We start from the raw sequence: 23407 nt of genomic DNA, 5'->3' as shown, positions 1-23407 counted from the left end.
TGCAGGAGCCGTTATCACGCTTCATTGGTGATCGCTTCCTGCGGCAGCCATGCCGGCATTCCCCGCAAAACAATGAAATAAATAGCTTTCTTCGCGAAACCTTTGATCCGCCGCATCCGTATCTGCGTAAGTAAAGACGTTGGATACGAAGCGCGGATAATGATGAAAAACAACGGCAATTCCTCAGGCACTTCGATCATCGTCTGGTTTCGCAAGGACCTGCGGCTCGGCGATAACCATGCCTTGCATGCCGCTGCGCAGACCGGTCGCGATATCATTCCCGTTTATATCCGCGAACCGGCAGACAGTGAAAATGGGCCCCTGGGTGCCGCGCAGGGCTGGTGGCTGCATCATTCTCTGAAAAGCCTTGAGACGGATCTGGATGGCATCGGCAGCCGGCTCGTTCTGCGCAGCGGCAGGCCTGATGCGGCGCTCGCTGACCTGATCGATGAGACCGGTGCTTGCGACATCTATTGGAACCGCCGCTACGATCCGAAGGGGATCGCGGTTGATACGCCCCTGAAAGACCAGCTGTCTGATCAGGGCGTCACGGTGAAAAGTTTCGCCGGACAGCTTCTGCACGAGCCGCTGCGATTGAAGACGGGATCGGGAACGCCATACAAAGTCTACACCCCGTTCTGGCGGGCGCTCGAGGCATCGGGAGAACCGGACCATCCTCTCGACCGTCCGGACAAGCTGGCAGTACCGGATCGGTGGCCCGCGAGCGATGATCTCGCCAGCTGGAAACTTCTGCCGCAAAAGCCGGATTGGGCAAAGAGTTTTTCCGAAGTCTGGACCCCTGGGGAAGCTGCAGCGCTGGAACGGCTGGAGGCCTTTGTCGATGATGGGCTGTCCGGCTACAAAACCCGGCGCGACCTGCCGTCGGTCGATGGCACGTCCGGCCTCTCGCCCTATCTGGCCATGGGGGAAATTTCCCCTGCCCGCATCTGGCATGCGACGCGCAACCTGCACAATGTTCCCGCTGACGACGTTATCACCTTTCGCAAGGAGCTCGCCTGGCGCGATTTTTCCTATCATCTGCTCTTTCACAACCCCGATCTGCCGCGCGAAAATCTCAACCGGAAATATGATGCCTTCGCCTGGTCGGGAACGTCGGGTGCCTTTGATCGATGGACGAAGGGCGAGACAGGATATCCCGTCGTCGATGCCGGCATGCGTCAGCTCTGGCGGCACGGCACGATGCACAATCGCGTCCGGATGATTGTCGCGTCCTTCCTGATCAAGGATCTTTTGATCGACTGGCGGCGTGGTGAAGCCTGGTTTCGCGACACGCTGGTGGATGCGGACCCGGCCTCCAATGCGGCAAGCTGGCAGTGGGTCGCGGGAAGCGGTGCCGATGCCTCGCCGTTCTTCCGGGTCTTCAATCCGATCCTGCAGGGCGAAAAGTTCGATCCCGACGGCATCTACGTCAAAACCTTCGTGCCGGAACTGCGCGACCTGCCTGCAAAATTCGTACACCGCCCGTTCGAGGCGCCCGAAGCGGTTCTGAAGACTGCCGGTGTGACGCTTGGAAAAACCTATCCCCAGCCTCTCGTGGACCACGCAAAGGCGCGCGATCGCGCACTTGCTGCCTATAACAAGATCAAGGACGCAGCATGAACGCCCCCTTTTCCCATGGTCCCCACCACTCTCCCGGCCGCCGCCTCTCGGTCGCCGTGATCGGCTCCGGCGTTTCCGGCAGCTCTGCCGCATGGGCGCTCAATCCCGTCCATGATGTCACGCTTTACGAGAAGGATGAGCGTGCGGGCGGGCACACGGCCACGGTCGATATCGACTATGACGGTACGCCGCTGTCGGTCGATACCGGCTTCATCGTCTATAACGAGGCCAATTATCCCAATCTCACGGCCTTGTTTGCCGAACTGGACGTGACGACGCACAAGAGCGACATGAGCTTTTCCGTCTCGCTGGATCATGGCCGGCTGGAATGGAGCGGCGACAATCTCGCAACCGTGTTTGCCCAGAAGCGCAATCTTGTCCGCCCATCTTTCCTGATGATGCTGCGCGAAATCCTGCGCTTCAACCGTATTTGCCTGGAAGACCGCAGTGCCGGCCTGCTTCAGGCGATGTCGATCGGCGATTATCTCAACTGGCGCGGTTTTTCACCCGGTTTCACCAACAATTACCTTGCGCCGATGGCGGCGGCGATCTGGTCGTCGCCGACGGCGAAGATGCTGGAATTTCCGGCCGAGAACTTTATCCAGTTCTTCGACAACCATCGCCTGATCTATTCCAAGCCGCATCCTTGGCGCACGGTAACCGGCGGCAGCCGCAACTATCTGCACAAGCTTCTGCAGCCGCTGGGTGACCGCGTTCATCTTGGCTGCGGTGTGCGCTCGCTGCGGCGGGAAGACGGCCGGGTCATCATCACCGACACGCAGGGCGCAACGAAAGTCTTCGACAAGGTGATCATCGCCGCCCACAGCAACCAGGCGCTGGCGATGCTATCGGACCCGACACCAGCAGAGCGCGCGCTTCTGTCGGCAGTGCCCTACCATGCCAACCGCGTCATTCTCCACCGGGACACGGCATTGATGCCGAAGCGCCCGAAGGTCTGGGCATCGTGGAACTATCTGCGCGCGACCAAACCCTGCGGATCGCAAGGCGTTGCCGTCAGCTACTGGATGAACCGCCTTCAGGGGATCGCGCCACAGCACCCGCTGTTCGTCACCCTCAATCCGGAGCGCGAGCCGGCTGCGGACAAGGTCTTTGCCGAATTCTCCTATGATCATCCGCAGTTCGACGCCCGCTCGATGGCTGCCCAGCGCGATCTGAAATCCATTCAAGGTGACAACAACACCTTCTTTGCCGGTGCCTGGACCGGCTACGGTTTCCATGAGGACGGCCTGTCATCCGGCCTTGCCGCTGCCGAAGCCCTTGGCGGCATCATTCCATGGCGTGAGCAGGTTTCCTCAATCTTCAAGGAGGCGGCGGAGTAAATGCGTCCCGGCTCGCACATGGCAAAGAACGGAGCGCCGCCCGCGCAATCGGCGGTGCTCTTTTCCGGCCAGATCATGCACCAGCGGATGAAGCCTGTCGGTCACAGGTTCAGCTATGACGTGTTTTCGCTGATGGTCGATCTCGACCGGCTGGACGAAGCGGACCGCTTGAGCGCAGTCTTTTCGGTCAATGGCCGCAATCTTCTCTCGTTCCATGAGAAGGACCACAGCCGCAAGGATGGCCTTTCTCTGCGCAGCTATATCGATGATCTTCTGGCGCAGAATGGTCTGGCGGTGCGGCCGGCGCGCGTGCTTCTGGTCTGTTATCCGCGTATCCTCGGCCTCGTCTTCAATCCTCTCTCTGTCTATTATGCCTATGCGGACGACGGCACGCTGAGTGCCATGGTCTATGAGGTCCGCAACACGTTCGGCGAGCGCCATACCTATGTCTGCCCGATCGGACCCGGCGACGTTTCGGATGCCGGCATCCGCCAGCAATGCGACAAGCTGTTCCATGTCTCGCCGTTCATTCCGATGGCCATGCGCTACCAGTTCCGCATGCTGCCGCCCGGAGAAGAGATCCGCTGGCGTATTCTAGAAACCGATACCGATGGGCCCTTGTTGGCTGCAACCTTCTCCGGTGTGCAGGTGCCGTTGAAAACAGGCAAGATTTTGCGTCTTGTTGCCCGCATTCCGCATCTTACACTCAAGATCGTTGCAGGGATTCACTGGGAGGCGTTGAAGCTCTGGATCAAAGGCGTCCGCTATATCCCGCGGCCGCAAGCGCCCGAACCGACGAGCGCCTGGAAGCAGGGCCGAAGGACAAGCCATGGTTTTTCTCATGAATCCCAGGTTGGCGGTCCGGCGGAATGAGGTTATTTTGTGTCAAGAGCAATGATTGCGGAGGATCTGTCGAATGAGCCCAGCAGGCACCGGTTATTGTGACCCGAAGGACGGCGAGCGTCTTTCAGCTGAGAATTTATCACGCATTGTCAAAGGATTACCCGCAAAAGCTCAGATGGTGCTGCGCGGACTTGTCCATATGCAGGCGGGATGTCTGAAGCTGACATTACCGGATAGCCGCACGGTGGTGATCAAAGGCAAGGCGCAGGGTCCCGTCGCGTCCATTACCTTGCACAACTGGAATTTACCACAGCGCGCGCTGACCGGCGGCACGATCGCCGTTGCTGAAAGCTATATGGACGGCGACTGGGATAGCCCGGATGTCGGGGCGTTTCTCGAACTCTTTCTCGTCAATACAGATGTCGGCCGTAATTTTTCCAATGGCGCGCGCGGCGTGCTGCGGCTTGTCGAAAAATTCCGCCACTGGATGAATGCCAATACGAAATCCGGATCGAAAAAGAACATTTCCGCCCATTACGATCTCGGCAATGCCTTCTACAAGGAATGGCTCGATCCGACGATGACCTATTCCTCCGCGCTCTATTCGACGGGCGCCAACGACCTGCAATCGGCCCAGCGCGCCAAGTATAAGGCGCTGGCGGATGCCGCCGGCATCAAGGCCGGCCACCATGTGCTGGAAATCGGCTGCGGCTGGGGTGGGTTTGCCGAATATGCGGCCAGCGAAATCGGCTGCAAGGTGACGGGGCTGACGATCAGCCGCGAACAGCTGGCCTTCGCCAACGAGCGCATGAAAAACGCTGGTCTTTCCGATAAGGTCGATATCAAATTCCAGGATTATCGCGACGAGACGGGCGTATATGACCGGATTGTTTCCATCGAAATGTTCGAGGCCGTCGGCGAAAAATACTGGCCTGCCTATTTTTCGCAGTTGCAACGCTGCCTGAAGCCGGGTGGCAAGGCTGCCTTGCAGATCATCACCATCAAGCCGGAAGCTTACGAGGAATACCGCGCAAATCCCGATTTCATCCAGAAATACGTCTTTCCCGGCGGCATGCTGCCGACACGCGAACATCTGATCGAGCTCGGACGCAAGGTGGGTTTGAAGATCAGTGGCGATTTCGGGTTCGGGCTTGATTATGCCCGTACGCTTGCCGAATGGCGCGAACGCTTCTGGAGCGTCTGGGACAAGGTCGAACCGCTCGGATTCGATATCCGCTTCAAGCGGCTCTGGGAATTCTACCTGTTCTATTGCGAAGCCGGTTTCAGGGCAAAGAACATCGACGTCCGACAGATCGTGTATGAATAATCCCGCAACCGGCGGCGGCGCCGGAACGCCGGTCAGCCGCCGGATGCTGTTTGCCTATGCCCTGCCCGCAGCGCCGCTCGCAGCGCTGGGCCTTCCGCTTTATTCTCTCGTTCCAACCTATTATAGCGAAACGCTGGGCCTGCCGATTGCCTCGGTCGGCTGGGCGCTTTTGCTGGTGCGCCTGTTCGATGCGATAACCGATCCATTGGCGGGCTATGCGGCCGACCGGATCAATCCGAGCTTCGGCCGCCGCCGGCTGCTTTTCCTGATATCCTTGCCTGTTGCCGCCCTCTCGGCGCTCATGCTCTATTGGCCTGCGGACGGCGCAGGTATTGCGTGGCTGACGGGGTGGGGCATGATGACCTCGCTGGGCTTCACGCTCGCCGTCGTGCCCTATTCCGCCTGGGGCGCCGAACTCGTCTCCGATTATCATGGCCGCACGCGGCTGACCTCGGCCCGCGAAGGCTTGACACTCGCTGGCACTCTCATTGCGATCGTGCTTCCCTTCGCCATCGGGTTTGAACAGCGCGGATTTTCCGGCCTCGCGGTCCTTGGCATCACGGTCGCGGTGACGCTTCTCGCTTTCGGCGGTCTGACCGTATGGATCGTTCCGGAACCCGCCAACCTGACGCGAAAACCCCTGCCGCTGCGGCAGGCGCTTTCCTATCTCGGCCGTAACCGGCCCTTCCTGCGGCTGATTGCTGCCTTCTTTCTGAACGGTCTTGCTAACGGCATTCCGGCGACTTTGTTTCTCTATTTTGTCTCGGCACGGCTGCAACTGCCGGATATGCGCGGACCGCTGCTGTTTCTCTATTTCCTGAGCGCCGTCGCGGGCATACCGCTCGCCGCGCTGATGGCGCGAAGGCTTGGCAAGCACCGTGCATGGGCAATCGCCATGATCGCCGCCTGCGTGATTTTTTCTGCCGCACCGCTGCTACCAGCGGGCGCACTTGTGTCCTTCGCGTTGATCTGTGCCCTCACCGGACTGTTGCTCGGTTTCGATCTGACGTTGCCGGCGTCGATCCAGGCTGACGTCATTGATGCTGATACCGCAGAGTCAGGCGATCAGCGCAGTGGCTTCTATTTCGCAGCCTGGGGGCTTGCCACAAAGCTGTCGCTGGCGGCCGGGGTCGGCGTCGTCTTTCCGCTGCTGAGTGTTTTCGGATTTGATCCCGCTCCTGCAGCACAGAATACCGAAACCGGGCTGTTTGCGTTGGCCGCGATCTATGCCTGGGTTCCCATTGCGCTCAAACTCGCAGCGATCGCGCTGATGTGGAATTTTCCGCTGGACGAGGCGGCGCAGAAAACCCTGCAATCGCGCATCCGCCAATGACTGCGACTGCGATCATCACACCGCCTGCGGATCCCGCTCCAGGATCTCGACGGGAGGAGCGCCTGTGACCAGCGGCCGCGTCTTCCATCCCGTGGCCCGGTTGACCAGCCAGAAATATAGGCCGTAGGGCAAGAGGTTGATGAGTTTCATCACATAGGTGAAACGCTTGGGGAAGGTAATCTCGAAGCCGCTGGATTTCAGGCCGTCCGCAATCCGGTCGGCAGCCACGTCGGCGCTGACAAGGGCCGGCATCGGGAACTCGTTCTTTGCCGTCGCGTCCGTTTCTACAAAGCCGGGATTGATGATCTGCAGGCGGACGCCGACCTTATCGAGATCGAACTTCAGGCTTTCCGCCATGTTGATCAACGCCGCCTTGGTCGCACCATAGGCCGCACTGGTCGGCAGGCCGCCATAGCCGGTCACGGAAGAGACGATGGCGATCTGGCCATGCCCCCTCGCCTTCATATGCCGTACTGCAGGCAGCAGACAGTTGACGGTTCCATGCAGATTGACGGCGAACGTCTTTTCAAAATCCTCCCGGTGCAGGTCCTCGCCGTGCACGGCTACATAGACGCCGGCATTCAACACCGCCAGTGCCATCGGACCGTGCTCATACTCGATCGCAGCCAGAATCCGTTCCATATCCCGCGGATCGGTGACATCGCCATCAAGCACGATGATCTTGCCGGGACCGGGAGATTCATGCTGCAGCTTGACCAGTTTTTCATGGTCGCGTGCCGTAACGACCACATTGAAACCGTCCTTGACCAGCCGCAGCGCCAAGGCGCGGCCGATGCCGGAACTTGCTCCCGTGACCCAGGCCAGACCCATCTCGGGGTGTGCGACAAAATCGGTCATGGGATTTCCTTTCGCTGCTTCATTGCGGAGCCCGAAACTTTGGGATCACCAAACAATACGCATTGAAATTGAGTTTGTTCCCGCATTCGGGCCATTGTTCGGCAGAATGATCAACCGATCATGTCGCCCAGCAATTGCCGCCATGAACCGGTCAGTTTCAGCGGCGCCTGGGAGACGGCAAAACCGATGCAGGGGCATTCGGCCTCCGCCACGGGACGATGGTCGATGCTCTCGTCCGCCACCGAAATGTCACCCTTGACGAAGCGTCCGCGCGTATCGTTGAAGGCGCCGTCGAGAACCAGCGACAGCTCGTAGCCCTCATGCGTATGGGCTGGAACGGTTCGTCCGGGCTTCAGCCAGAAGAAGCTGACATCGCAACCGTCGATTTTTCCAAGGCTGTATTCCTTAAACCCCGGAAGCTTTCTTTTCCAGGGAATGTCTGCCGCATCGAGCCCGGCAAAATCGCGAATGGCCTTGGGGAAAAATGCATTGACCGGCTGCTGCGGTGACGCATCCGCCAGGTATAGAGGGGCAGCGGAAAATATGGCTCTCAGCGCCTCGTCCCGCGACGTCAGAGACACCGGCTCCATCTGCTCCAGAATATCACCGGCAACCGTTTCGAACTCGGCGACCTTGGGCCTGTTGGCAGCTTGCATTTCGAGATGTGCCTCGACGAGAACGCGTGCCGGTTCCGGCAGAATGCCGGCTGCATAGCGTGCCATCAGGGCATCCACTGTATCCAGCTGAAAATCAGCCATAGATTGTCTTCACCTGTTTTGCCGTAACGGAAACGATTGCCCCATTACGCCAAGGGGCAACAAATGGATCACCGTGTCAACGAAACGCCCCTGGCTATTTTGGGTCAATTTTGCCCGCGACAGCGCCGGGTTGAAACGCTATTTCTTGCTTCAACGCGTGTGTAGGGCGAAAAGACGCTAGCATTACGGCATGTTGCGCTGCCCGCATTTATGTGGCTTAGGCAGTTCCTGCATGTCCCGTTAAAATTGTCACCGGCGCCAGGGTTCCCCTGCGCAACCATTCGCAGCCAAGAGGTTTTATCATGCCCGTTCTGCCTTCCGTTCTCGATGCCATCGGCAACACGCCGCTGATCCACCTCAAGGGCGCATCTGAGGCAACCGGATGCACCATTCTCGGCAAGGCGGAGTTTCTTAATCCGGGCCAGTCGATCAAGGATCGCGCAGCACTCTCGATCATCCGCCACGCCGAAAAGTCCGGAGCGTTGCGGCCGGGCGGGGTGATCGTCGAAGGCACGGCCGGCAATACCGGTATTGGTCTGGCGCTCGTCGCCCAGGCGCTCGGCTATCGTACGGTGATCGTCATCCCCGAGACACAGAGCGAGGAAAAGAAGGATGCGCTGCGGCTTCTCGGCGCCGAACTCATCGAGGTTCCCGCTGTCGCCTACAAGAACCCCAACAATTACGTGAAACTGTCCGGCCGTCTTGCAGCGCAGTTGGCAAAGACCGAGCCGAATGGCGCGATCTGGGCCAACCAGTTCGACAATGTCGCCAACCGCGATGCCCATGTGGAAACCACGGCGCCGGAAATCTGGCGCGATACCGATGGCAAGGTCGACGGCTTCATCTGCGCGGTCGGTTCCGGCGGCACGCTGGCAGGCGTCGCGCTCGGCCTGAAACAGAAGAACCCGGACATCAAGATCGGCATCGCCGATCCGGAAGGCGCAGCACTCTACAATTTCTACGCCCATGGCGAACTGAAGTCGGAGGGCTCATCGATCACCGAGGGCATCGGACAGGGCCGCATCACCGCAAATCTCGAAGGGTTCACGCCGGATTTCGCCTATCAGATTCCGGATGCCGAAGCCGTTCAGCTGGTCTTCGATCTCGTTGAAAAAGAAGGTCTCTGCCTCGGTGGCTCGACGGGTATCAACATTGCCGGCGCCATTCGGCTGGCAAAAGATCTGGGACCGGGACATACCATCGTGACGATCCTCTGCGACTATGGTAACCGCTATCAGTCGAAACTGTTCAATCCGGCATTTCTGAAGTCCAAAGGCCTTCCCGTACCGGCCTGGCTGACGCGCAATTCCGGAATAACAGTCCCATACGAACCCGCCGGATAAGCATCTCATGACAACGACTGCCCTTTTTCGCGACGATTTCTACCTTTCAACCACGGAGGCGATCGTCACGGGAATTCGGGAAGACGGCGGCATCGAACTCGATCAGACCTGTTTTTACGCAACGTCGGGCGGACAGCCCGGCGATAGCGGCTTTTTCGAGCGCGCCGACGGCAGCCGCATCGAAATCGCCATCACCCGTCATGGCGATACCAAGGACATCATCATCCATGTTCCGGCAGCCGAACAACCGCCCGCGCTGGTCGGCGAAAAGCTGGTGCTGCATATCGACTGGCCGCGCCGCTACAAGCTGATGCGCATGCATACGGCCTGCCACCTGCTCTCCGTCGTCTGCCAGTTTCCGATCACGGGTGCGGCCGTTGGCGAGGACGAGAGCCGCGTCGATTTCGACATGAGCGAAACCATCGACAAGGACGCGGTCACCGCTGCGATGATGGCGCTCGTCGATGGCAACCACCCGATCTACCTGCAATGGATCACCGACGCGGAATTGGCTGCCAATCCCGATATCGTCAAATCGAAGAATGTCCGCCCGCCGATCGGTCTTGGCCGTGTCAGCCTGGTCTGCATCGGTGACAACGCGTCTGTTGACAGCCAGCCCTGCGGCGGCACGCATGTCTCCGAGACCCAGGAGGTCGGCGCTGTCTACATCGCCAAGATCGAAAAGAAGGGCAAGGAAAACCGGCGTTTCCGCATCCGTTTCGGCACGCCGGACGCCACATCCACCGGAGAGTAAATCGATGACCGAACAGAAAAGCGCTTTCGTCGTTTCCGCCGACTGGCTTGAGCAGCGGCTCGCCGATTCGTCCGTCAAGATCCTCGATGCCGCCTGGTACCTGCCGGCACAGAAGCGGGATCCGAAAGCTGAATACGCTGCGGGCCATATTCCCGGCGCCGTCTTCTACGATCAGGACGCCATTGCCGACCTGACCAGCGGCCTGCCCCACACCATCCCCTCGCCCGAATCGTTTGCCGCGTCCGTCGGCAAACTTGGCATCAGCGAGACCGACACGATTGTGGTCTACGACGGCCCCGGCATCTTCACCGCGCCGCGCGTCTGGTGGCTGCTGCGCACGATGGGCGCAAAGTCTGTCTTCGTGCTGGACGGCGGTTTCGACGGCTGGAAGGCCGAGGGCCGTCCTGTCACCACCGAGGTCCCAGTGCCTGCGCCGGCAACATTCCATCCGCAGTTCGATGCAGACGCCGTCACCTCGTTCGCGCAGATGCGCGACATCGTCGAATCTGGCTCCCGCCAGATTGCCGATGCCCGTGGTGCCGCGCGTTTTACCGGCGACGAGGCCGAACCGAGAGCCGGCATGCGGTCCGGCCATATGCCCGGCGCCAAAAGCCTGCCTTCGGGTGTCTTCTCGACCGGCGGCAAGCTGAAACCGCTCGACGAATTGCGCGCAACGATCGAAGCTGCGGGTATCGATCTCGACAAGCCGGTCGTGACCTCCTGCGGTTCTGGCGTCACGGCTGCGATCATCATGCTGGCGCTGCAATCGCTGGGTCATACCGAAAATACGCTCTATGACGGCTCCTGGTCCGAATGGGGCAGCCGGGCAGATACACCGGTCGCGACCGGGAAAGAATGATCAGCATGGCCGAGAACACAACAACCGAACCGCTCGCCGTTCGCGTCACCGAACTGGAAATGACCGCACCGCCCAAGCAAAGCCTTCCGGTCCCGGTCAATATCCAGACCGCGATCATGCGCGTGCCGGAAATTCCCTTGCCCTTCTATCGTTTTCTCTATCTGCAGGTGGGCAAGCGCTGGAACTGGGTCGACCGTTTGCGGATGAGCGATGCCGATCTGGCCGGCGTCCTGCATGACAAGCGCAATACCGTAACAGTCCTCTATGTCAACGGAGCGCCCGCCGGCTTTTTCGAACTGCTGCAGGTGGACGAGGACAGTGTCGAGCTGTCGCATTTCGGCATGTTCGAACACGCGCTCGGGCTGGGGCTCGGCAAATGGTTCCTGCTGCAGACATTATACGCCGCCTGGAATTCTAATCCGACCACGGTGCGCGTCGCGACCAACACGCTCGATCATCCGCGCGCGCTGCAACTCTACCAGCGTTTCGGCTTTTCCCCGGTCTCCACGCATGACGCGTCGGTTCAGCCGTTGAGTGATGACGAACTCCTGAAATTCGCCCTTAGCCTCTGATTATAGCGCTGCAAGAATCGGGTGTCTGCGGTTTTGGGTGAGTGTTAGTTTCTCCTTTATCGAAACAAGGAGAAACCGATGATCAAGCTCAGATACAAGCCGATGCCGAGCGATCTTGCGGCACGCTACCGCCGCCGCGAGCCGGATGCCTATGGCCTCAGGCCCGAACTGCATGTCTCCGACGGCCAGGGCATGCCGTGCCGCCATTGCCTTGCCAATATTGCCGAAGGCGATCCCTATCTGATCATTGCCTATCGTCCCTTCCCCGATCTCCAGCCCTATGCCGAGACCGGGCCTGTCTTTCTGCACGCGCAAGACTGCGAGGCTTATAACGAAGAAACATCCGTCCCGGCGATCCTCACCACCAGCAAGGATTATCTCCTGCGTGGCTACAGTGCCGACGACCGCATCGTTTATGGTACCGGCGCCGTGACCCCGGTTGACGCCATCGATGCAAGGGCAGCCGAGCTGCTGGAGAGGTCGGACATCGCCTATGTCCATGTCCGCTCGGCCCGCAACAATTGTTACCAGTGCCGGATCGAGCGTGCATGAAAATGGGGCCGGAATTCACCGGCCCCATGAAAGACTGCGTGTTCCGGTCAGGCGATCATCAGCACGGCCTCCGGGGCGTGGCTCTCATAGCCAAGCGCCTCGGCGACCGCCCTGTTGGTGACGCGGCCTCTATGGACATTCAGCCCGGCGCGCAGATGCCGGTCTTCGGCAATCGCCTTCAGGCCCCGGTCAGCCAATTGCAGACCGTAATAGAGCGTCGCATTGTTCAATGCATGCGCAGACGTGATCGGAACCGCACCCGGCATATTGGCGACGCAATAATGCACGATGCCATCGACCTCATAGGTCGGATCGGAATGCGTCGTTGCATGCGAGGTCTCGAAGCAGCCGCCCTGGTCGATGGCGACATCGACAATGACAGCGCCCTTCTTCATGCCCGACAGCATTTCGCGTGTTACCAGCTTTGGCGCTGCGGCACCGGGGATCAGCACGGCGCCAATCACCAGATCGGCAGCAAAGACTTCCTCCTCCAGCGCATCAATGGTCGAGAACCGGGTGTGGACGCGCCCGGCATAGAGATCGTCGAGCTGGCGCAGGCGTGGAATGGAGCGGTCGAGAATACTGACATCCGCACCGAGACCGGCCGCCATGCGCGCCGCATGCAGACCGACGACGCCGCCGCCGATGACGGTAACCTTGGCGGGCAAGACGCCGGGAACACCGCCGAGCAGGATGCCGCGGCCGCCATTCGCCTTTTGCAGCGACGTAGCACCTGCCTGTATGGCCAGACGCCCGGCAACTTCCGACATCGGCGCCAGAAGCGGCAGTCCGCCGCGATCGTCGGTGACCGTTTCATAGGCGATCGCCGTGACGCCGGAGCCAAGAAGGCCCTTGGTCTGCTCCGGATCGGGCGCAAGATGCAAATAGGTGTAGAGAATCTGACCGTCGCGAAGCTGCGCCCATTCGGAAGGCTGCGGCTCCTTGACTTTGACGATCATGTCGGATTTTTCAAAGACATCCTTGGCTGTGGCAACGATTTTCGCGCCGGCCGCCCGGTAGCTGTCGTCTTCGGCGCCAATGCCTGCGCCCGCCTTCGTTTCGATGATCACTTCGTGGCCATGCGCCACATATTCCCTCACCGACCCGGGCGTCAGACCGACACGATATTCATGGTTTTTGATTTCCTTCGGGCAACCGACACGCATCTTCGCGTTCCTCTCATTTGCGGCTTTCGCCATCGTTATTTGACCCGCGTAGCGAAACAGAAAGATCGCCGCATGTCCTTGCGAAATGACGGGGAATTATCGTAATCTTCCGAAGATTATTGCGTTATGACAGAAAAATTCGAAGGATATTCGATTGGCGGCAATGGATGCAATTGATGCTGCAATCCTGCGGATTCTGCAGCAGAACGGCCGGATCGCCAATGCGGAGCTTGCCGAAAAGATCGGCCTGTCAGCCTCCGCCTGCTCGCGGCGGGTCGATATTCTGGAAAAAACCGGCGTCATCAGCGGCTATCACGCCCGCCTGTCGCACAAGGCGCTCGATTACCGCATCATGGTGATCGTCCACATCTCGCTGTCGGGCCAGTTTGCGAAGACGCTGACCGAGTTCGAGGCGGCGGTAAAACTCTGTCCGAATGTGCTCGTCTGCTATCTGATGTCGGGAGAATACGACTATATCCTACGGGTCGCCGCCAAGGACCTTGAGGATTATGAGCGCATCCACCGGGATTGGCTTTCGGCCCTGCCCCATGTGGTCAAGATCAATTCCAGCTTTTCGCTGCGGGAAATCATCGACCGGCCAAATGTCGGTGTCTGACCGAATTCTCAGGCGTTTCCGACCACGCAATTGCGGCCCCGGCGCTTGGCCTCATAGAGCCGCAGGTCCGCTTTCGACAGCAGATCGCGCGTCGTCGTTCCGTCAACGGGCGTGGAGGCAACGCCGATGCTGACGGTGATGGCGGATTGATCGGACGCCATCACATCGCTGAAGACACGCAGCCGCAATTGTTCGGCGCGGGACAAGGCGTTGCCGTGATCCAGGCCGTCGCAAAGCACAACGAATTCTTCTCCACCGTAGCGGAAAAGGTGATCGTTCGGGCGCAGGCCCGCCTGAATGGCGTCGGTAATGGATTTCAGCACCCGGTCGCCTTCGAGATGGCCGAAGCGGTCGTTGATGCTCTTGAAATGATCGGCATCGATCATGATCAGACTGATGACGCCGCCAGACGCCACCGCATGGCGGATCAGCCTTGGCGCCTCGAACTCGAAACGGCTGCGATCGAGCACGCCGGTCAGCATGTCGCGTCCCGACTTCGACAGCAGGTCCTCGTAGCGCTCCCGGAATGTCAGCGTGTTGAAGATGTCGCCGATCGGCTGACGCAGGACGGAGAGCACCGAATGACTGGAAAAATGCAGGTAGGCACCGAGAATCAGCGAATAGACGACCGCCGCCCCCATTTTGGCAATCCAGCCGCCCCAGAAGACCTCGGCCGGAGCATCGTTGAGCGCATGCAGCGCCAGATAGAAGCCGGCCTGGTCGAAGGTGAGCACCACGACGCCGCAGATGAGAAAACGCAGCGTGAGAAACCCACGCATCCAGCGGCCGATCCGCTCGTAAAGCAGGATGATCAGCAACGAATCGAGATAGAGCAGCAATGTCCCCCACAGCATCAGCCAGCCCATCTCGTCGATGAAGGCAAGGTCGGCGCTGCGATTGGGCACGGCTGAAACGGTCTGGTGCAACTGCAGGAGCAGGCCAAGCGCCACGGTGAGAAAATTGCCGGCCAGAAGGCCGTAGATCGGCTGGCGAACCGTTGCCGCATCCTCCTTCACGTAAAGGAGCAGGATCATCATCAACTTGCCGGCAAACAACACGGCAGAGCCCGGCGAAATCACCCCGAACGGCAATTGCACGTAAAAAACAGCGGCCAGATAGGTTTCGATGAAATGCAGTACGCCAAGGGCTGCGATGAAGACGCCAAGACCCAGACGATGGCGCAGATGCAGCAATGTGACCATGACTGCGACGTAGACAAGGCCTTCGCAGAGAAACAGCATTACATTGGTCATCGCCGGATATTCACTCGAATTTCACTGTGCGAATCTATAGGCGGCAAATTTAAAGAAACGTTTAGGGTTTTGCTGCCGCTTTTCAGGAGGCAAGCTCAGGGCAAGCACCGCAAAGGTTGAATACTTGCCGATTTAGACGTCGCGGCACCATAGCCTGTCCCGATGACAGTCCGTGTGGCACCATCCCCGGATGAAGAGAATCAGACTTGGCGCGAAGCAACGTCGTCGGCAAACAGCGACTGGCCGTGCTGATCGATGATCTGGCGCGCCTTGCGCAAGGTCGCATCGATGACGTCCTGTTCCGATGTGAAAACGTCGGCGCGGATGAACGTGCGGACACGAACGCCGCCCTCGATTTCCTTTTCCACCGAACCGGCCAGCCGGAACTGGGAACCCTCACGCATCGGCGTGGCGCGGATCAGGCAGTCGCCATAGGTCTCCGTCTTGCCGGAAGACGCAGCGGGTTCGGTGCCGGAGGCTTTGGAAAGACCAAACAGTTTTGACAGGAATGAAGCCATGCGAAAGACTTACCCATGGCAAACCGGGCTGTCAAAGACTAAAGTTCGCCTATCCGGAAACCACATGCGGGTTGGCGGAAAAATGAAATGATAGGGGCACTGTGGCCAGCATGACGCCGGATTTACCGGTCACCGGATCAACCGCGCCCGGCTCGGCCGACGAGGTGGATGCCTATCTGACCGCGAGAGAAGCAGCCTATCCCGATATCCGACCGGGATTGGCGAAAGAGGTCGTCTGGGCCGACCCGGCTACAAGGCAGAAAACACCGCTTGCCATCGTCTATATCCATGGATTTTCGGCGTCCAAAGGCGAGGTTCGGCCCCTGCCCGATCTGGTGGCCAGGGCGCTCGGTGGCCAACCTGTTCTACACGCGCTTGAATGGTCACGGCCGCAGTGGCGATGCGATGGCGCAAGCCTCTGTGGCTCAATGGCAGGACGACATGCGCGAAGCACTGGATATCGCCGGCCTGATCGGCTCCAGCACGCTGATCATCGCAACCTCGACCGGCGCGACGCTGGCCACTCTCGCCCTGTCGCAGAAGCGTCTGGCCGCGCGCGTCAAATCTGCCGTGTTCCTCGCTCCGAATTTCCGGCTCAAGGGCCGTGCCGCGTTCCTGTTGACGGCGCCATTTGCCGGTCTCAGCGCCCGCGTCATCCTTGGCCGCCAGCGGTCCTTCCTGCCCATGAACGCGCTTCACGCTGCCTATTGGACAACGGACTATCCGGTCTCATCCCTGCTGCCGGTCGCGTCATTGGTGAAGCAAGCCCGCGCACTTCGCTTTGAAACGATAACAACACCGGCGCTGTTCATCCAATCTGCGGGCGATCAGGTGGTCGATGCGCGGCAAACATCCACAGTCGCCGCCCGCTGGGGCGGCTCTGTCACGATGCTGGACCCCGGCGCGATCGGCGATCCCCATGGTCACGTGGTTGCAGGCGACGCCCTGTCGCCGGAGACGACGGAGAGGCTCGCAGCAGATATCATAGATTGGTTTAATAAAAACGATCAATCATATGATTTAAATCATACAATCAGATCACCAGATTGGCCAGGATTTCATTATCGGTGATATCCTGATAGTGCAGCCCGGCGCGGTCGAAGGCCGCCTTTAGCCGTGGAAAATTCTCCGGATGCTTGGTTTCGATGCCGATCAGGATCGAGCCGAAATTGCGCGCCGACTTCTTCAGATATTCGAAGCGGGCGATATCGTCCTCTTCCCCGAGCAGACCGAGAAAATCCTTCAGCGCGCCGGGACGTTGCGGCATCCGCAGGATGAAGTACTTTTTCAGACCCGCATGCCGCATCGCCCGTTCCTTGACATCCGGCAGCCGTTCGAAATCGAAATTACCGCCCGAAACCACGGCAACGACGGTCTTGCCCTCCAGCGCCTCGCGGCCAAGCGTCTCCAGCGCGGTGATCGACAGAGCACCCGCCGGCTCCAGCACGACGCCTTCGACATTGAGCATGTCGGTGATCGTCACGCAGATTGCATTTTCCGCCAGAAGCAAAACCTGCCCTGTAGAGAAATGCTTGAGGGCTGCAAAATTCAGGTCACCAATGCGCCCGACGGCGGCGCCATCGACGAAATTGTCGACCTGATCGAGCGTCACCACTTTGCCTGTCTCCAGGCTGCGGCGCAGGCTCGGCGCGCCCTCCGGCTCGCAAAAAATAAAGGCCTCCGGCCGGATACGGTCTTTCAGATAGCCGGTCATCCCGGCGGAGAGCCCACCGCCGCCGACGGGCATGATCACCAGGTCCGGGATCACGCCATCCGGCAATTGTTCGATCATCTCGGCTGCTACCGTCGCCTGGCCTTCGATAATATCGGCGTGGTCGAAGGGCGGCACCATGACACCGTCGATCCGCTCCACATGATCGCGCGCCGCCTGATAGCATTGATCGAAGAAGTCGCCGACCAGCTTGATAGTGATGAACTCGCCGCCGAATATCCGGGTCTTGTCGATCTTCTGCTGCGGTGTCGTCACCGGCATGAAGACCACGCCGGGGACGCCGAAATGGCGGCAGACGAAGGCAAACCCCTGGGCATGATTGCCGGCGGAAGCGCAGACAAAGGTCTTTCCGGTTCCACCGGCCTCGATGACCTTGCGGAAGAAGTTGAACGCACCCCTGATCTTGTAGGATCGCACCGGCGACAGGTCTTCGCGCTTCAGATAGATCGCAGCCCCGTAACGGGCACTCAGGTGATCGTTGAGTTGCAGCGGCGTTGCCGGGAACAGCGCACGCAAAGCCTCAACGGCATTATCAACATCCTGCTTCATGGAATGCGGTCTTTCGCTTTGGGTTCGTCTCGCCCTGCCTATGCCACAAGGCCGCCGGGGAAACTACATCTATTCATCAGTAAGTGGAGTGACATTATCATCTTTTGGCCCAGATGCCCTGCTTGACTCCGGACGGCAAATACCGAACATCCGCACACGGGGTGTATTAGGGAGAGATCATGCGTACCGGCAATCGAAGAGGTGGTTTGGCGGGCGCGATCAAAATGGTCCCGCTCATGGTGCTGATGGCAGGTCCGGCAGGTGCCGGACCGCTGGCAGAGGCAGCGTCGAAAGCCGAGACGCTGGCAACCTCCGGCGACACAACCGGTGCCCATGACGCCCTGCGCGCGGCCGTCGGTACGTTTTCAGCGACATTGTCCTTTTCCATCGGCAAGGCGGTCTTCGTCGCCTCCGCGCCGGTTGGCTATGCCATGTATGAGCCCAAGCCGCAGCCGGTCTTCAAGCCGGGCGAGGCACTCGTGTCCTATGTCGAGCCCATCGGCCTGACCTGGAAGCCGGCGGCTGCTGCGGGAAAGCTGGAGACCCATTTCACGGTCGATCTGGACATTCTCAGCGCTTCCGGCGAAGTGCTGGCCAACCAGAAGGCATTCGGCAATTTCACCTTCACGAGTTTCCTGCGCAACCAGGAAATCTATGCGACGCTGACCACGGATGTCAGCGGTGCTGCCGCCGGCGATTATGTCCTGCGCTTTCACTTCAACGATTTGAACAGCGGCAAGTCGGCAAGCGTCGATCAGAAATTCACCATCGCCGCAGCTTCCCCCGCGCCGTAATCACTCCGGTTTGTTCTTCGAGGCTGCGATCGCCTCGATCATCGCCTTCACATCGGCCTCCGCCGCATCGAGCAAAGCCTCGTCGCGGGCGCGGATGACGAGGTCGGTCGAAAACGACGTGCCGTCGAATTTCGGATAGGAGCCGATGCTGGTGAAGGGATGCGCCTTCTGCACGTCGCCGAGCGGCCCGCCGATATCGCCTTCGCCAAAGGGAGAACGGACCGTGCGCGACTTGACGACCGTACCGCTCTTTAGATTTGGCAGAAGCGCATCCAGCATGGCCTGGAAGACCTGCGGCACGCCGGCCATCACATGGACATTGCCGATGATGAAGCCGGGGGCTGTCGAAACGGCGTTCGGTATGTGACGCGCGCCGTTCGGCATGCGGGCCATGCGCCGCCGCGCCTCGGTAAACTCCAGGCCGCGCCGCTCGTACATGGCGCCAAGCAGGGTCATGGCTTCCGGATCATGGATGCATTCGACACCGAACGCCCGCGACACCGCATCGGCGGTGATGTCGTCATGGGTCGGACCAATGCCACCGGAGGTGAAGACGTAGTCGTATTCGCCCCGCAATCCGTTGAGCGCAGCCACGATCGCCGGTTCGTCGTCGGCGACGATGCGGACTTCCTTGAGATCGATGCCGGCGAGCGTCAGCACATCTGCCAGATGGCCGATATTCTTGTCCTTGGTCCGGCCGGAGAGCAGTTCGTCGCCAATGGCGAGCATGGCGGCGGTGACGATTTTTTCGCTGGTCATCGGAAAGTCCCGTGTAAACTGAGATCGTTCAGTCAAAAAACCGACTGTTTCTTATTCTCGAACAGTCTGTCGTCCGCTTCGTTTCGGACAACGGACAGCTAAACTGATAGATCCTATGTCCAGCGGCAATCAAGCGGAATTGCCAGTTCAAAGGAGAATACGATGGCTAAGGTATTGGTGCTCTACTATTCGGCATACGGACATATCGAAACCATGGCCTATGCCGTCGCCGAAGGCGCAAAGTCCGCCGGTGCCGACGTCACCGTCAAGCGCGTGCCGGAACTGGTGCCTGCCGATGTTGCCAAGGCCTCCCATTTCAAGGTCGATCAGGCCGCGGAAATTGCGACCCCGGACGAACTGGCCGATTACGACGCCATCATTTTTGGCGCAGGTACACGGTTTGGGACGGTCGCATCGCAGATGCGCAATTTCGTCGATCAGACCGGCGGTCTCTGGATGAAGGGCGCGCTGGTCGGCAAGGTCGGCTCGGTCTTCACCTCGTCCGCAACCCAGCATGGCGGCCAGGAATCCACCATTCTCGGCTTCATCCCCACCCTGATGCACCAGGGCATGGTCGTCGTCGGCCTGCCCTATGCCTTCCAGGGCCAGATGGGCCTGGAAGAAATCAAGGGCGGCTCGCCCTATGGCGCTTCGACGATCACCGGTGGCGACGGCGCGCGCCAGCCGTCGGAAATCGAACTGGAAGCCGCCCGCTACCAGGGCGCCCATGTCGCCAAGATCGCTGCCAAATTGTCGGCCTGAGAAACAACCGGGTCCCTATGAAAAACCTCAAGGGCGATCGAAAGGTCGCCCTTTTCGCGTCCGCACATGATGCAGAATGCAGATAGACGACGACCGCAGGCCCAGGCTTTCCAGGAGCTAAGCGGAAAAGTGGAAAATTGCCGGTTGTTCGTGTTAGTTTGCACCGCCGGTGTGCAATGCGGTCATCCGCACTGCAAGGTTAGGCAACGGGAACGATTGCCAGCCTTTGGCCGTTCCTGTCCGGTCACGCCGATGCCATGCGATATGGAAGAGGCGCACTCCAGGGAGTACGAAATGACCAAAGTGGTTTACGCAATTGTCGAGCATGACGGCGGATGGGCCTATAAGCTTTCCGGCGTATTTTCCGAAGCCTTCCCGACGCGCGAGACGGCTGTCGCAGCGGCAAAGGCCGCAGCAGCCGAACAGCAGGTCGGCGGCGAGGATGAGGAAATCAGCTTTCAGGACCAGAGCGGTGAATGGCATTATGAACATGCCGACGGCGGCGACCGGCCGGAGGCCGTGGTCGAGGACAAGTAAGGCGGGCCTGGCAGACATCTTGCACACCGACCGATAAGACCAGATGCCCCTCTCCGGCGCCGAAGAGGGGCCTATGGTTTTGGTGCTGAAAATGCCGAGATCCCTCCCTCGGCAGCACCGGTTAAAGCCTGTCTGATGCGGGGCATCAACCGTAACCTCTGATTAACCTTCACAGGTAGGGTTAATTGCGCCAGCCCCGGTGACCGGGTTCAGGCTGCCTGCACGTTTTTTGTTTTCGGGCTTTGCTGCGCTTCCAGGAGGGCCATGCAGATCAAATAGCTTAAAATCGTATTCTGATCGGCATCCGCTAGAAGTTTGGCGGCATAGAGAAGATCCGTGACATGCGTTTTATCTGGCATCGGAGACCTCATAGTTTGTGACGGGCACCGCAGCCATAATAATATTAGTTAATTATAATGCAATTATGAGTTCTTGCTATTGATCATTTCTGTTGATTTCAAACGGAGTGCATGCCGGTACCGGAAAGCCGGACCTATGATGCTGCCTTGTTGAGCAGCCCTGCCACCCGGAACCACTCTTCTATACTGGCCTGAACTGCAGCTTTGGCCTCGTCCAGGGTTTCAGCCGACTGGAAATCGTACCGTATCGTGCCATTGCAGCCAGACACCATCCATTTCCAGCTGGTCTGCCCGTCATGCTGCAGCACATAGGCCAATTCCTGCTGGCCGAGCATGCCGGCAAACGAGCGGTTGCGGATCGGCTTCCACGTCAATGGGATTTCTTCCAACATATCAAGCTTGCCCCAGCTTTTGATCACAAAGCAAATATACGACCGGACGATCTTCAGCAAAACCCTGTGGTTTGAGGGGTTTTTGAGATTCCTCGATCCTTGCTTAACCGCAATCAAATGGTGTGTGCACGCGTGTTTAAGAAAACAGCCTATTGACCTTAAAGCCGGAGTGTTTGAAAGGAAAAGCAGGCGGACGTGGCGAAACTGGTAGACGCAAGGGACTTAAAATCCCTCGGAGAAATCTGTACGGGTTCGACCCCCGTCGTCCGCACCAATCCCGAAACCGGATGCCTCGATCAACTGGAGCTTGAGCATGTCCCTTCCCGAAAAAGCATTTCCCGTTTCCTGGGACCAGTTCCACCGTGATGCGCGTGCGCTTGCCTGGCGTCTTGCCGACAATGGCGGTGAGTGGAAGGCGATCGTCTGTATTACCCGTGGCGGGCTTGTTCCGGCGGCCATCGTTTGCCGCGAGTTGAACATCCGGCTGATCGAGACCGTCTGCGTCGCCTCCTATCATGACTATGATGCACAGGGGCAGATGTATGTGCTCAAGGGCATTTCGGAGGAATTGAAGGCCGATGGCGGCGAAGGCGTTCTGATCATCGACGACCTCACCGATACCGGCAAGACCGCAGCCGTGGTTCGCGCCATGCTGCCAAAAGCGCATTTCGCCGCCGTCTATGCCAAGCCCAAGGGCCGGCCGCAGGTCGATACATTCGTCACCGAGGTCAGCCAGGATACGTGGATCTACTTCCCCTGGGATATGGGCTTCACCTATCAGGAGCCGATCGCCAAGGGATCGCGCGGCTGAAGGATGGTTTTCCGGCAGGCTCCTCTGCCGCCGGCCACCTGAGGCATGCGGAATAGTTTTTGTTTAACAACACGCTGGCCCGTTCGATTGAACCAGCGTGCGCAGATGCCAGAAGGCCCATATCACCGGACCGCAAAGGCGAAACGATCATCATGGGCAAGATCCTCTTTGCGAGTGCGCTTAGTGCAGCGCTCTTTCTGATACAGGCTGCGCCCTCAAGCGCCAGCGACGTTCACGTTGCCCCGGTGACAGCCTATGTCGAGGCCAATATCCGCCAGTGGGTCGAAGACCCATTGATCATCGACGCCTTGAAAAGCCAGAACCTACGCCATTCCACCCTCAGCCAAACGGCAATCGATGCACTCGATGCAACATGGCGTACCGAATTTTCGAGCGATGCCCGCCCGCTGATCGGCTCGGTCACCGGTAATCAATTGTCTCGCTTTCTCAAAGACAAGCAGATTGCGTCAGGCGGCGTCATCACCGAGATTCTGGTGATTGATGCCAAGGGGTTGTCCGCCGGCGAGAGCGAGGTCAGTTCGGATTATTGGCAAGGCGATGAGCTGAAATGGCAAAAAACGTATCTTGCCGGGTCCCCTGTCCTTTTCGTCGATGCGGCGGAAAAAGACGAATCGACCCAGATGCTGCAATCGCAGGCGAGCCTGACCATTTCTGATCCCCAGACGGGAAAACCGCTCGGCGCCATTACCATCGGTATCAATCTCGACGCACTTTAATCCCGACGGCATAACGCCGCGAATCAACCCTGTCTTGGCGCCATATTTTGTCCCTCCTGGCTAGGACCGGAGGGTATCAGGGTAAATATACTATTGTTTCTTACCCATAAAATTTCGTGGAATTGCCTGCCGCTGCGAACGGCGCTGGAGCGAACCCGCAGAAGCGCCTGATTTTGCTGGATATGCCTGCTGTCCCCGTTTTCCACAGGCCACACACACAACATCTGGTGTTCGCAATTACGACACAAACCAGCCCTTGACGG

The 23407-nt window shown here is 59.2% G+C and carries 27 protein-coding genes and 1 tRNA gene; 18 read left to right on the top strand and 10 right to left on the bottom strand.

Annotation, left to right across the window (positions count from 1 at the left end; all coding sequences use genetic code 11):
- Window positions 1–14 precede the first annotated feature (14 nt).
- Window positions 15–173 carry a hypothetical protein gene (locus tag ASD32_RS29855; RefSeq protein ID WP_156383368.1) on the bottom strand — a complete coding sequence of 53 codons (159 nt, stop codon included), beginning with the start codon at window positions 171–173 and terminating at the stop codon, window positions 15–17.
- Between ASD32_RS29855 and ASD32_RS26210 the strand changes: the two genes are divergently transcribed.
- Genes ASD32_RS26210 through ASD32_RS26190 form a run of 5 tightly spaced genes read left to right on the top strand, consistent with a single transcriptional unit; the run spans window position 160 to window position 6463 of the window.
- A complete protein-coding gene (locus ASD32_RS26210) occupies window positions 160–1620 on the top strand; it encodes a deoxyribodipyrimidine photo-lyase (RefSeq protein WP_244490276.1) in 1461 nt (486 codons plus the stop codon). The genes ASD32_RS29855 and ASD32_RS26210 overlap by 14 nt on opposite strands.
- A complete protein-coding gene (locus tag ASD32_RS26205) occupies window positions 1617–2960 on the top strand; it encodes an FAD-dependent oxidoreductase (protein WP_060640945.1) in 1344 nt (447 codons plus the stop codon). The genes ASD32_RS26210 and ASD32_RS26205 overlap by 4 nt, the downstream gene beginning before the upstream one ends.
- Window positions 2961–2978: 18 nt before the next feature.
- Window positions 2979–3833 (top strand): DUF1365 domain-containing protein, encoded by an 855-nt coding sequence (locus ASD32_RS26200; protein WP_156383367.1) that lies wholly within the window; start codon window positions 2979–2981, stop codon window positions 3831–3833.
- A 43-nt stretch (window positions 3834–3876) separates the two neighbouring features.
- A complete protein-coding gene (locus tag ASD32_RS26195; protein ID WP_060640943.1) occupies window positions 3877–5130 on the top strand; it encodes a cyclopropane-fatty-acyl-phospholipid synthase family protein in 1254 nt (417 codons plus the stop codon).
- The gene (locus tag ASD32_RS26190; RefSeq protein ID WP_082546940.1) at window positions 5123–6463 is read left to right on the top strand and encodes an MFS transporter; all 1341 of its coding nucleotides are present in this window, start codon (window positions 5123–5125) and stop codon (window positions 6461–6463) included. Before ASD32_RS26195 ends, ASD32_RS26190 begins: the two co-directional genes overlap by 8 nt.
- A 15-nt stretch (window positions 6464–6478) precedes the next feature.
- Here the strand turns inward: ASD32_RS26190 and ASD32_RS26185 are convergent, their stop codons facing one another.
- Both ASD32_RS26185 and ASD32_RS26180 read right to left on the bottom strand, forming a co-directional pair.
- Entirely contained in the window at window positions 6479–7321 is an 843-nt protein-coding gene (locus ASD32_RS26185) for an SDR family NAD(P)-dependent oxidoreductase (protein ID WP_060640942.1), read from the bottom strand.
- A gap of 110 nt (window positions 7322–7431) precedes the next feature.
- Window positions 7432–8079 (bottom strand): ChrR family anti-sigma-E factor, encoded by a 648-nt coding sequence (locus ASD32_RS26180; protein ID WP_060640941.1) that lies wholly within the window; start codon window positions 8077–8079, stop codon window positions 7432–7434.
- 302 nt (window positions 8080–8381) lie between these two features.
- Here ASD32_RS26180 and ASD32_RS26175 point away from each other — a divergent pair, with 302 nt between their 5' ends.
- From ASD32_RS26175 to ASD32_RS26155, 5 genes are all read left to right on the top strand, one after another.
- Window positions 8382–9422, top strand: coding sequence for a cysteine synthase A (locus ASD32_RS26175; RefSeq protein WP_060640940.1), 1041 nt, complete (start codon window positions 8382–8384; stop codon window positions 9420–9422).
- A gap of 7 nt (window positions 9423–9429) precedes the next feature.
- Window positions 9430–10176: an alanyl-tRNA editing protein gene (locus tag ASD32_RS26170; RefSeq protein ID WP_060640939.1), complete on the top strand. Its 747-nt coding sequence runs from the start codon at window positions 9430–9432 to the stop codon at window positions 10174–10176.
- A 4-nt stretch (window positions 10177–10180) separates the two neighbouring features.
- The gene (gene sseA, locus ASD32_RS26165) at window positions 10181–11035 is read left to right on the top strand and encodes a 3-mercaptopyruvate sulfurtransferase (RefSeq protein WP_060640938.1); all 855 of its coding nucleotides are present in this window, start codon (window positions 10181–10183) and stop codon (window positions 11033–11035) included.
- A gap of 5 nt (window positions 11036–11040) precedes the next feature.
- A complete protein-coding gene (locus ASD32_RS26160) occupies window positions 11041–11607 on the top strand; it encodes a GNAT family N-acetyltransferase (protein WP_060641023.1) in 567 nt (188 codons plus the stop codon).
- An 81-nt stretch (window positions 11608–11688) separates the two neighbouring features.
- The gene (locus tag ASD32_RS26155; RefSeq protein WP_060641022.1) at window positions 11689–12159 is read left to right on the top strand and encodes a DUF1203 domain-containing protein; all 471 of its coding nucleotides are present in this window, start codon (window positions 11689–11691) and stop codon (window positions 12157–12159) included.
- Between the two features lie 47 nt (window positions 12160–12206).
- On the opposite strand, the gene ald is transcribed toward ASD32_RS26155, so the two are convergent.
- Window positions 12207–13325, bottom strand: a complete 1119-nt coding sequence (gene ald, locus ASD32_RS26150; RefSeq protein ID WP_060641021.1) for an alanine dehydrogenase — start codon at window positions 13323–13325, stop codon at window positions 12207–12209.
- Window positions 13326–13479: 154 nt separating this feature from the next.
- Here ald and ASD32_RS26145 point away from each other — a divergent pair, with 154 nt between their 5' ends.
- Window positions 13480–13941, top strand: coding sequence for an Lrp/AsnC family transcriptional regulator (locus ASD32_RS26145; protein ID WP_060640937.1), 462 nt, complete (start codon window positions 13480–13482; stop codon window positions 13939–13941).
- Between the two features lie 8 nt (window positions 13942–13949).
- On the opposite strand, the gene ASD32_RS26140 is transcribed toward ASD32_RS26145, so the two are convergent.
- Both ASD32_RS26140 and ASD32_RS26135 read right to left on the bottom strand, forming a co-directional pair.
- Complete coding sequence (locus ASD32_RS26140) at window positions 13950–15194, bottom strand: GGDEF domain-containing protein (RefSeq protein ID WP_060640936.1); 1245 nt, start codon at window positions 15192–15194, stop codon at window positions 13950–13952.
- A 200-nt stretch (window positions 15195–15394) separates the two neighbouring features.
- Window positions 15395–15712: an HlyU family transcriptional regulator gene (locus tag ASD32_RS26135; RefSeq protein WP_060640935.1), complete on the bottom strand. Its 318-nt coding sequence runs from the start codon at window positions 15710–15712 to the stop codon at window positions 15395–15397.
- Between the two features lie 351 nt (window positions 15713–16063).
- Here ASD32_RS26135 and ASD32_RS26130 point away from each other — a divergent pair, with 351 nt between their 5' ends.
- A complete protein-coding gene (locus tag ASD32_RS26130) occupies window positions 16064–16783 on the top strand; it encodes an alpha/beta hydrolase (RefSeq protein WP_162252704.1) in 720 nt (239 codons plus the stop codon).
- Here ASD32_RS26130 and ilvA read toward each other — a convergent pair.
- A complete protein-coding gene (ilvA, locus tag ASD32_RS26125) occupies window positions 16746–17993 on the bottom strand; it encodes a threonine ammonia-lyase (protein WP_060640933.1) in 1248 nt (415 codons plus the stop codon). The genes ASD32_RS26130 and ilvA overlap by 38 nt on opposite strands.
- A 224-nt stretch (window positions 17994–18217) precedes the next feature.
- On the opposite strand from ilvA, the gene ASD32_RS26120 reads away from it, so the two are divergent.
- Window positions 18218–18787 carry a hypothetical protein gene (locus tag ASD32_RS26120; protein WP_244490287.1) on the top strand — a complete coding sequence of 190 codons (570 nt, stop codon included), beginning with the start codon at window positions 18218–18220 and terminating at the stop codon, window positions 18785–18787.
- Here the strand turns inward: ASD32_RS26120 and ASD32_RS26115 are convergent, their stop codons facing one another.
- The gene (locus ASD32_RS26115) at window positions 18788–19546 is read right to left on the bottom strand and encodes a competence/damage-inducible protein A (RefSeq protein ID WP_060640931.1); all 759 of its coding nucleotides are present in this window, start codon (window positions 19544–19546) and stop codon (window positions 18788–18790) included.
- Window positions 19547–19708: 162 nt separating this feature from the next.
- Here ASD32_RS26115 and wrbA point away from each other — a divergent pair, with 162 nt between their 5' ends.
- Complete coding sequence (gene wrbA, locus ASD32_RS26110; RefSeq protein ID WP_060640930.1) at window positions 19709–20308, top strand: NAD(P)H:quinone oxidoreductase; 600 nt, start codon at window positions 19709–19711, stop codon at window positions 20306–20308.
- Window positions 20309–20602: 294 nt separating this feature from the next.
- Window positions 20603–20845, top strand: coding sequence for a DUF2188 domain-containing protein (locus tag ASD32_RS26105; protein WP_060640929.1), 243 nt, complete (start codon window positions 20603–20605; stop codon window positions 20843–20845).
- A 209-nt stretch (window positions 20846–21054) separates the two neighbouring features.
- Here ASD32_RS26105 and ASD32_RS29850 read toward each other — a convergent pair whose 3' ends face one another.
- Both ASD32_RS29850 and ASD32_RS26100 read right to left on the bottom strand, forming a co-directional pair.
- Window positions 21055–21204, bottom strand: coding sequence for a hypothetical protein (locus ASD32_RS29850; protein ID WP_156383364.1), 150 nt, complete (start codon window positions 21202–21204; stop codon window positions 21055–21057).
- A 134-nt stretch (window positions 21205–21338) separates the two neighbouring features.
- Complete coding sequence (locus ASD32_RS26100) at window positions 21339–21596, bottom strand: hypothetical protein (RefSeq protein WP_244490275.1); 258 nt, start codon at window positions 21594–21596, stop codon at window positions 21339–21341.
- Window positions 21597–21785: 189 nt separating this feature from the next.
- On the opposite strand from ASD32_RS26100, the gene ASD32_RS26095 reads away from it, so the two are divergent.
- The 3 genes from ASD32_RS26095 (at window position 21786) to ASD32_RS26085 (ending at window position 23144) form a co-directional block, all read left to right on the top strand.
- Window positions 21786–21870, top strand: a tRNA-Leu gene (locus ASD32_RS26095).
- A gap of 39 nt (window positions 21871–21909) precedes the next feature.
- Window positions 21910–22407, top strand: a complete 498-nt coding sequence (gene gpt, locus ASD32_RS26090) for a xanthine phosphoribosyltransferase (RefSeq protein WP_037095505.1) — start codon at window positions 21910–21912, stop codon at window positions 22405–22407.
- Window positions 22408–22466: 59 nt separating this feature from the next.
- Window positions 22467–23144 (top strand): hypothetical protein, encoded by a 678-nt coding sequence (locus tag ASD32_RS26085; RefSeq protein ID WP_244490274.1) that lies wholly within the window; start codon window positions 22467–22469, stop codon window positions 23142–23144.
- The last annotated feature ends 263 nt before the right edge of the window (window positions 23145–23407 follow it).

It is taken from the genome of Rhizobium sp. Root483D2, assembly GCF_001426685.1.
Classification (GTDB): Bacteria; Pseudomonadota; Alphaproteobacteria; order Rhizobiales; family Rhizobiaceae; genus Pararhizobium; species Pararhizobium qamdonense.
The sequence above is the reverse complement of the archived record's forward strand: the minus strand, read 5'-3'. Positions and strand labels throughout refer to the sequence as shown.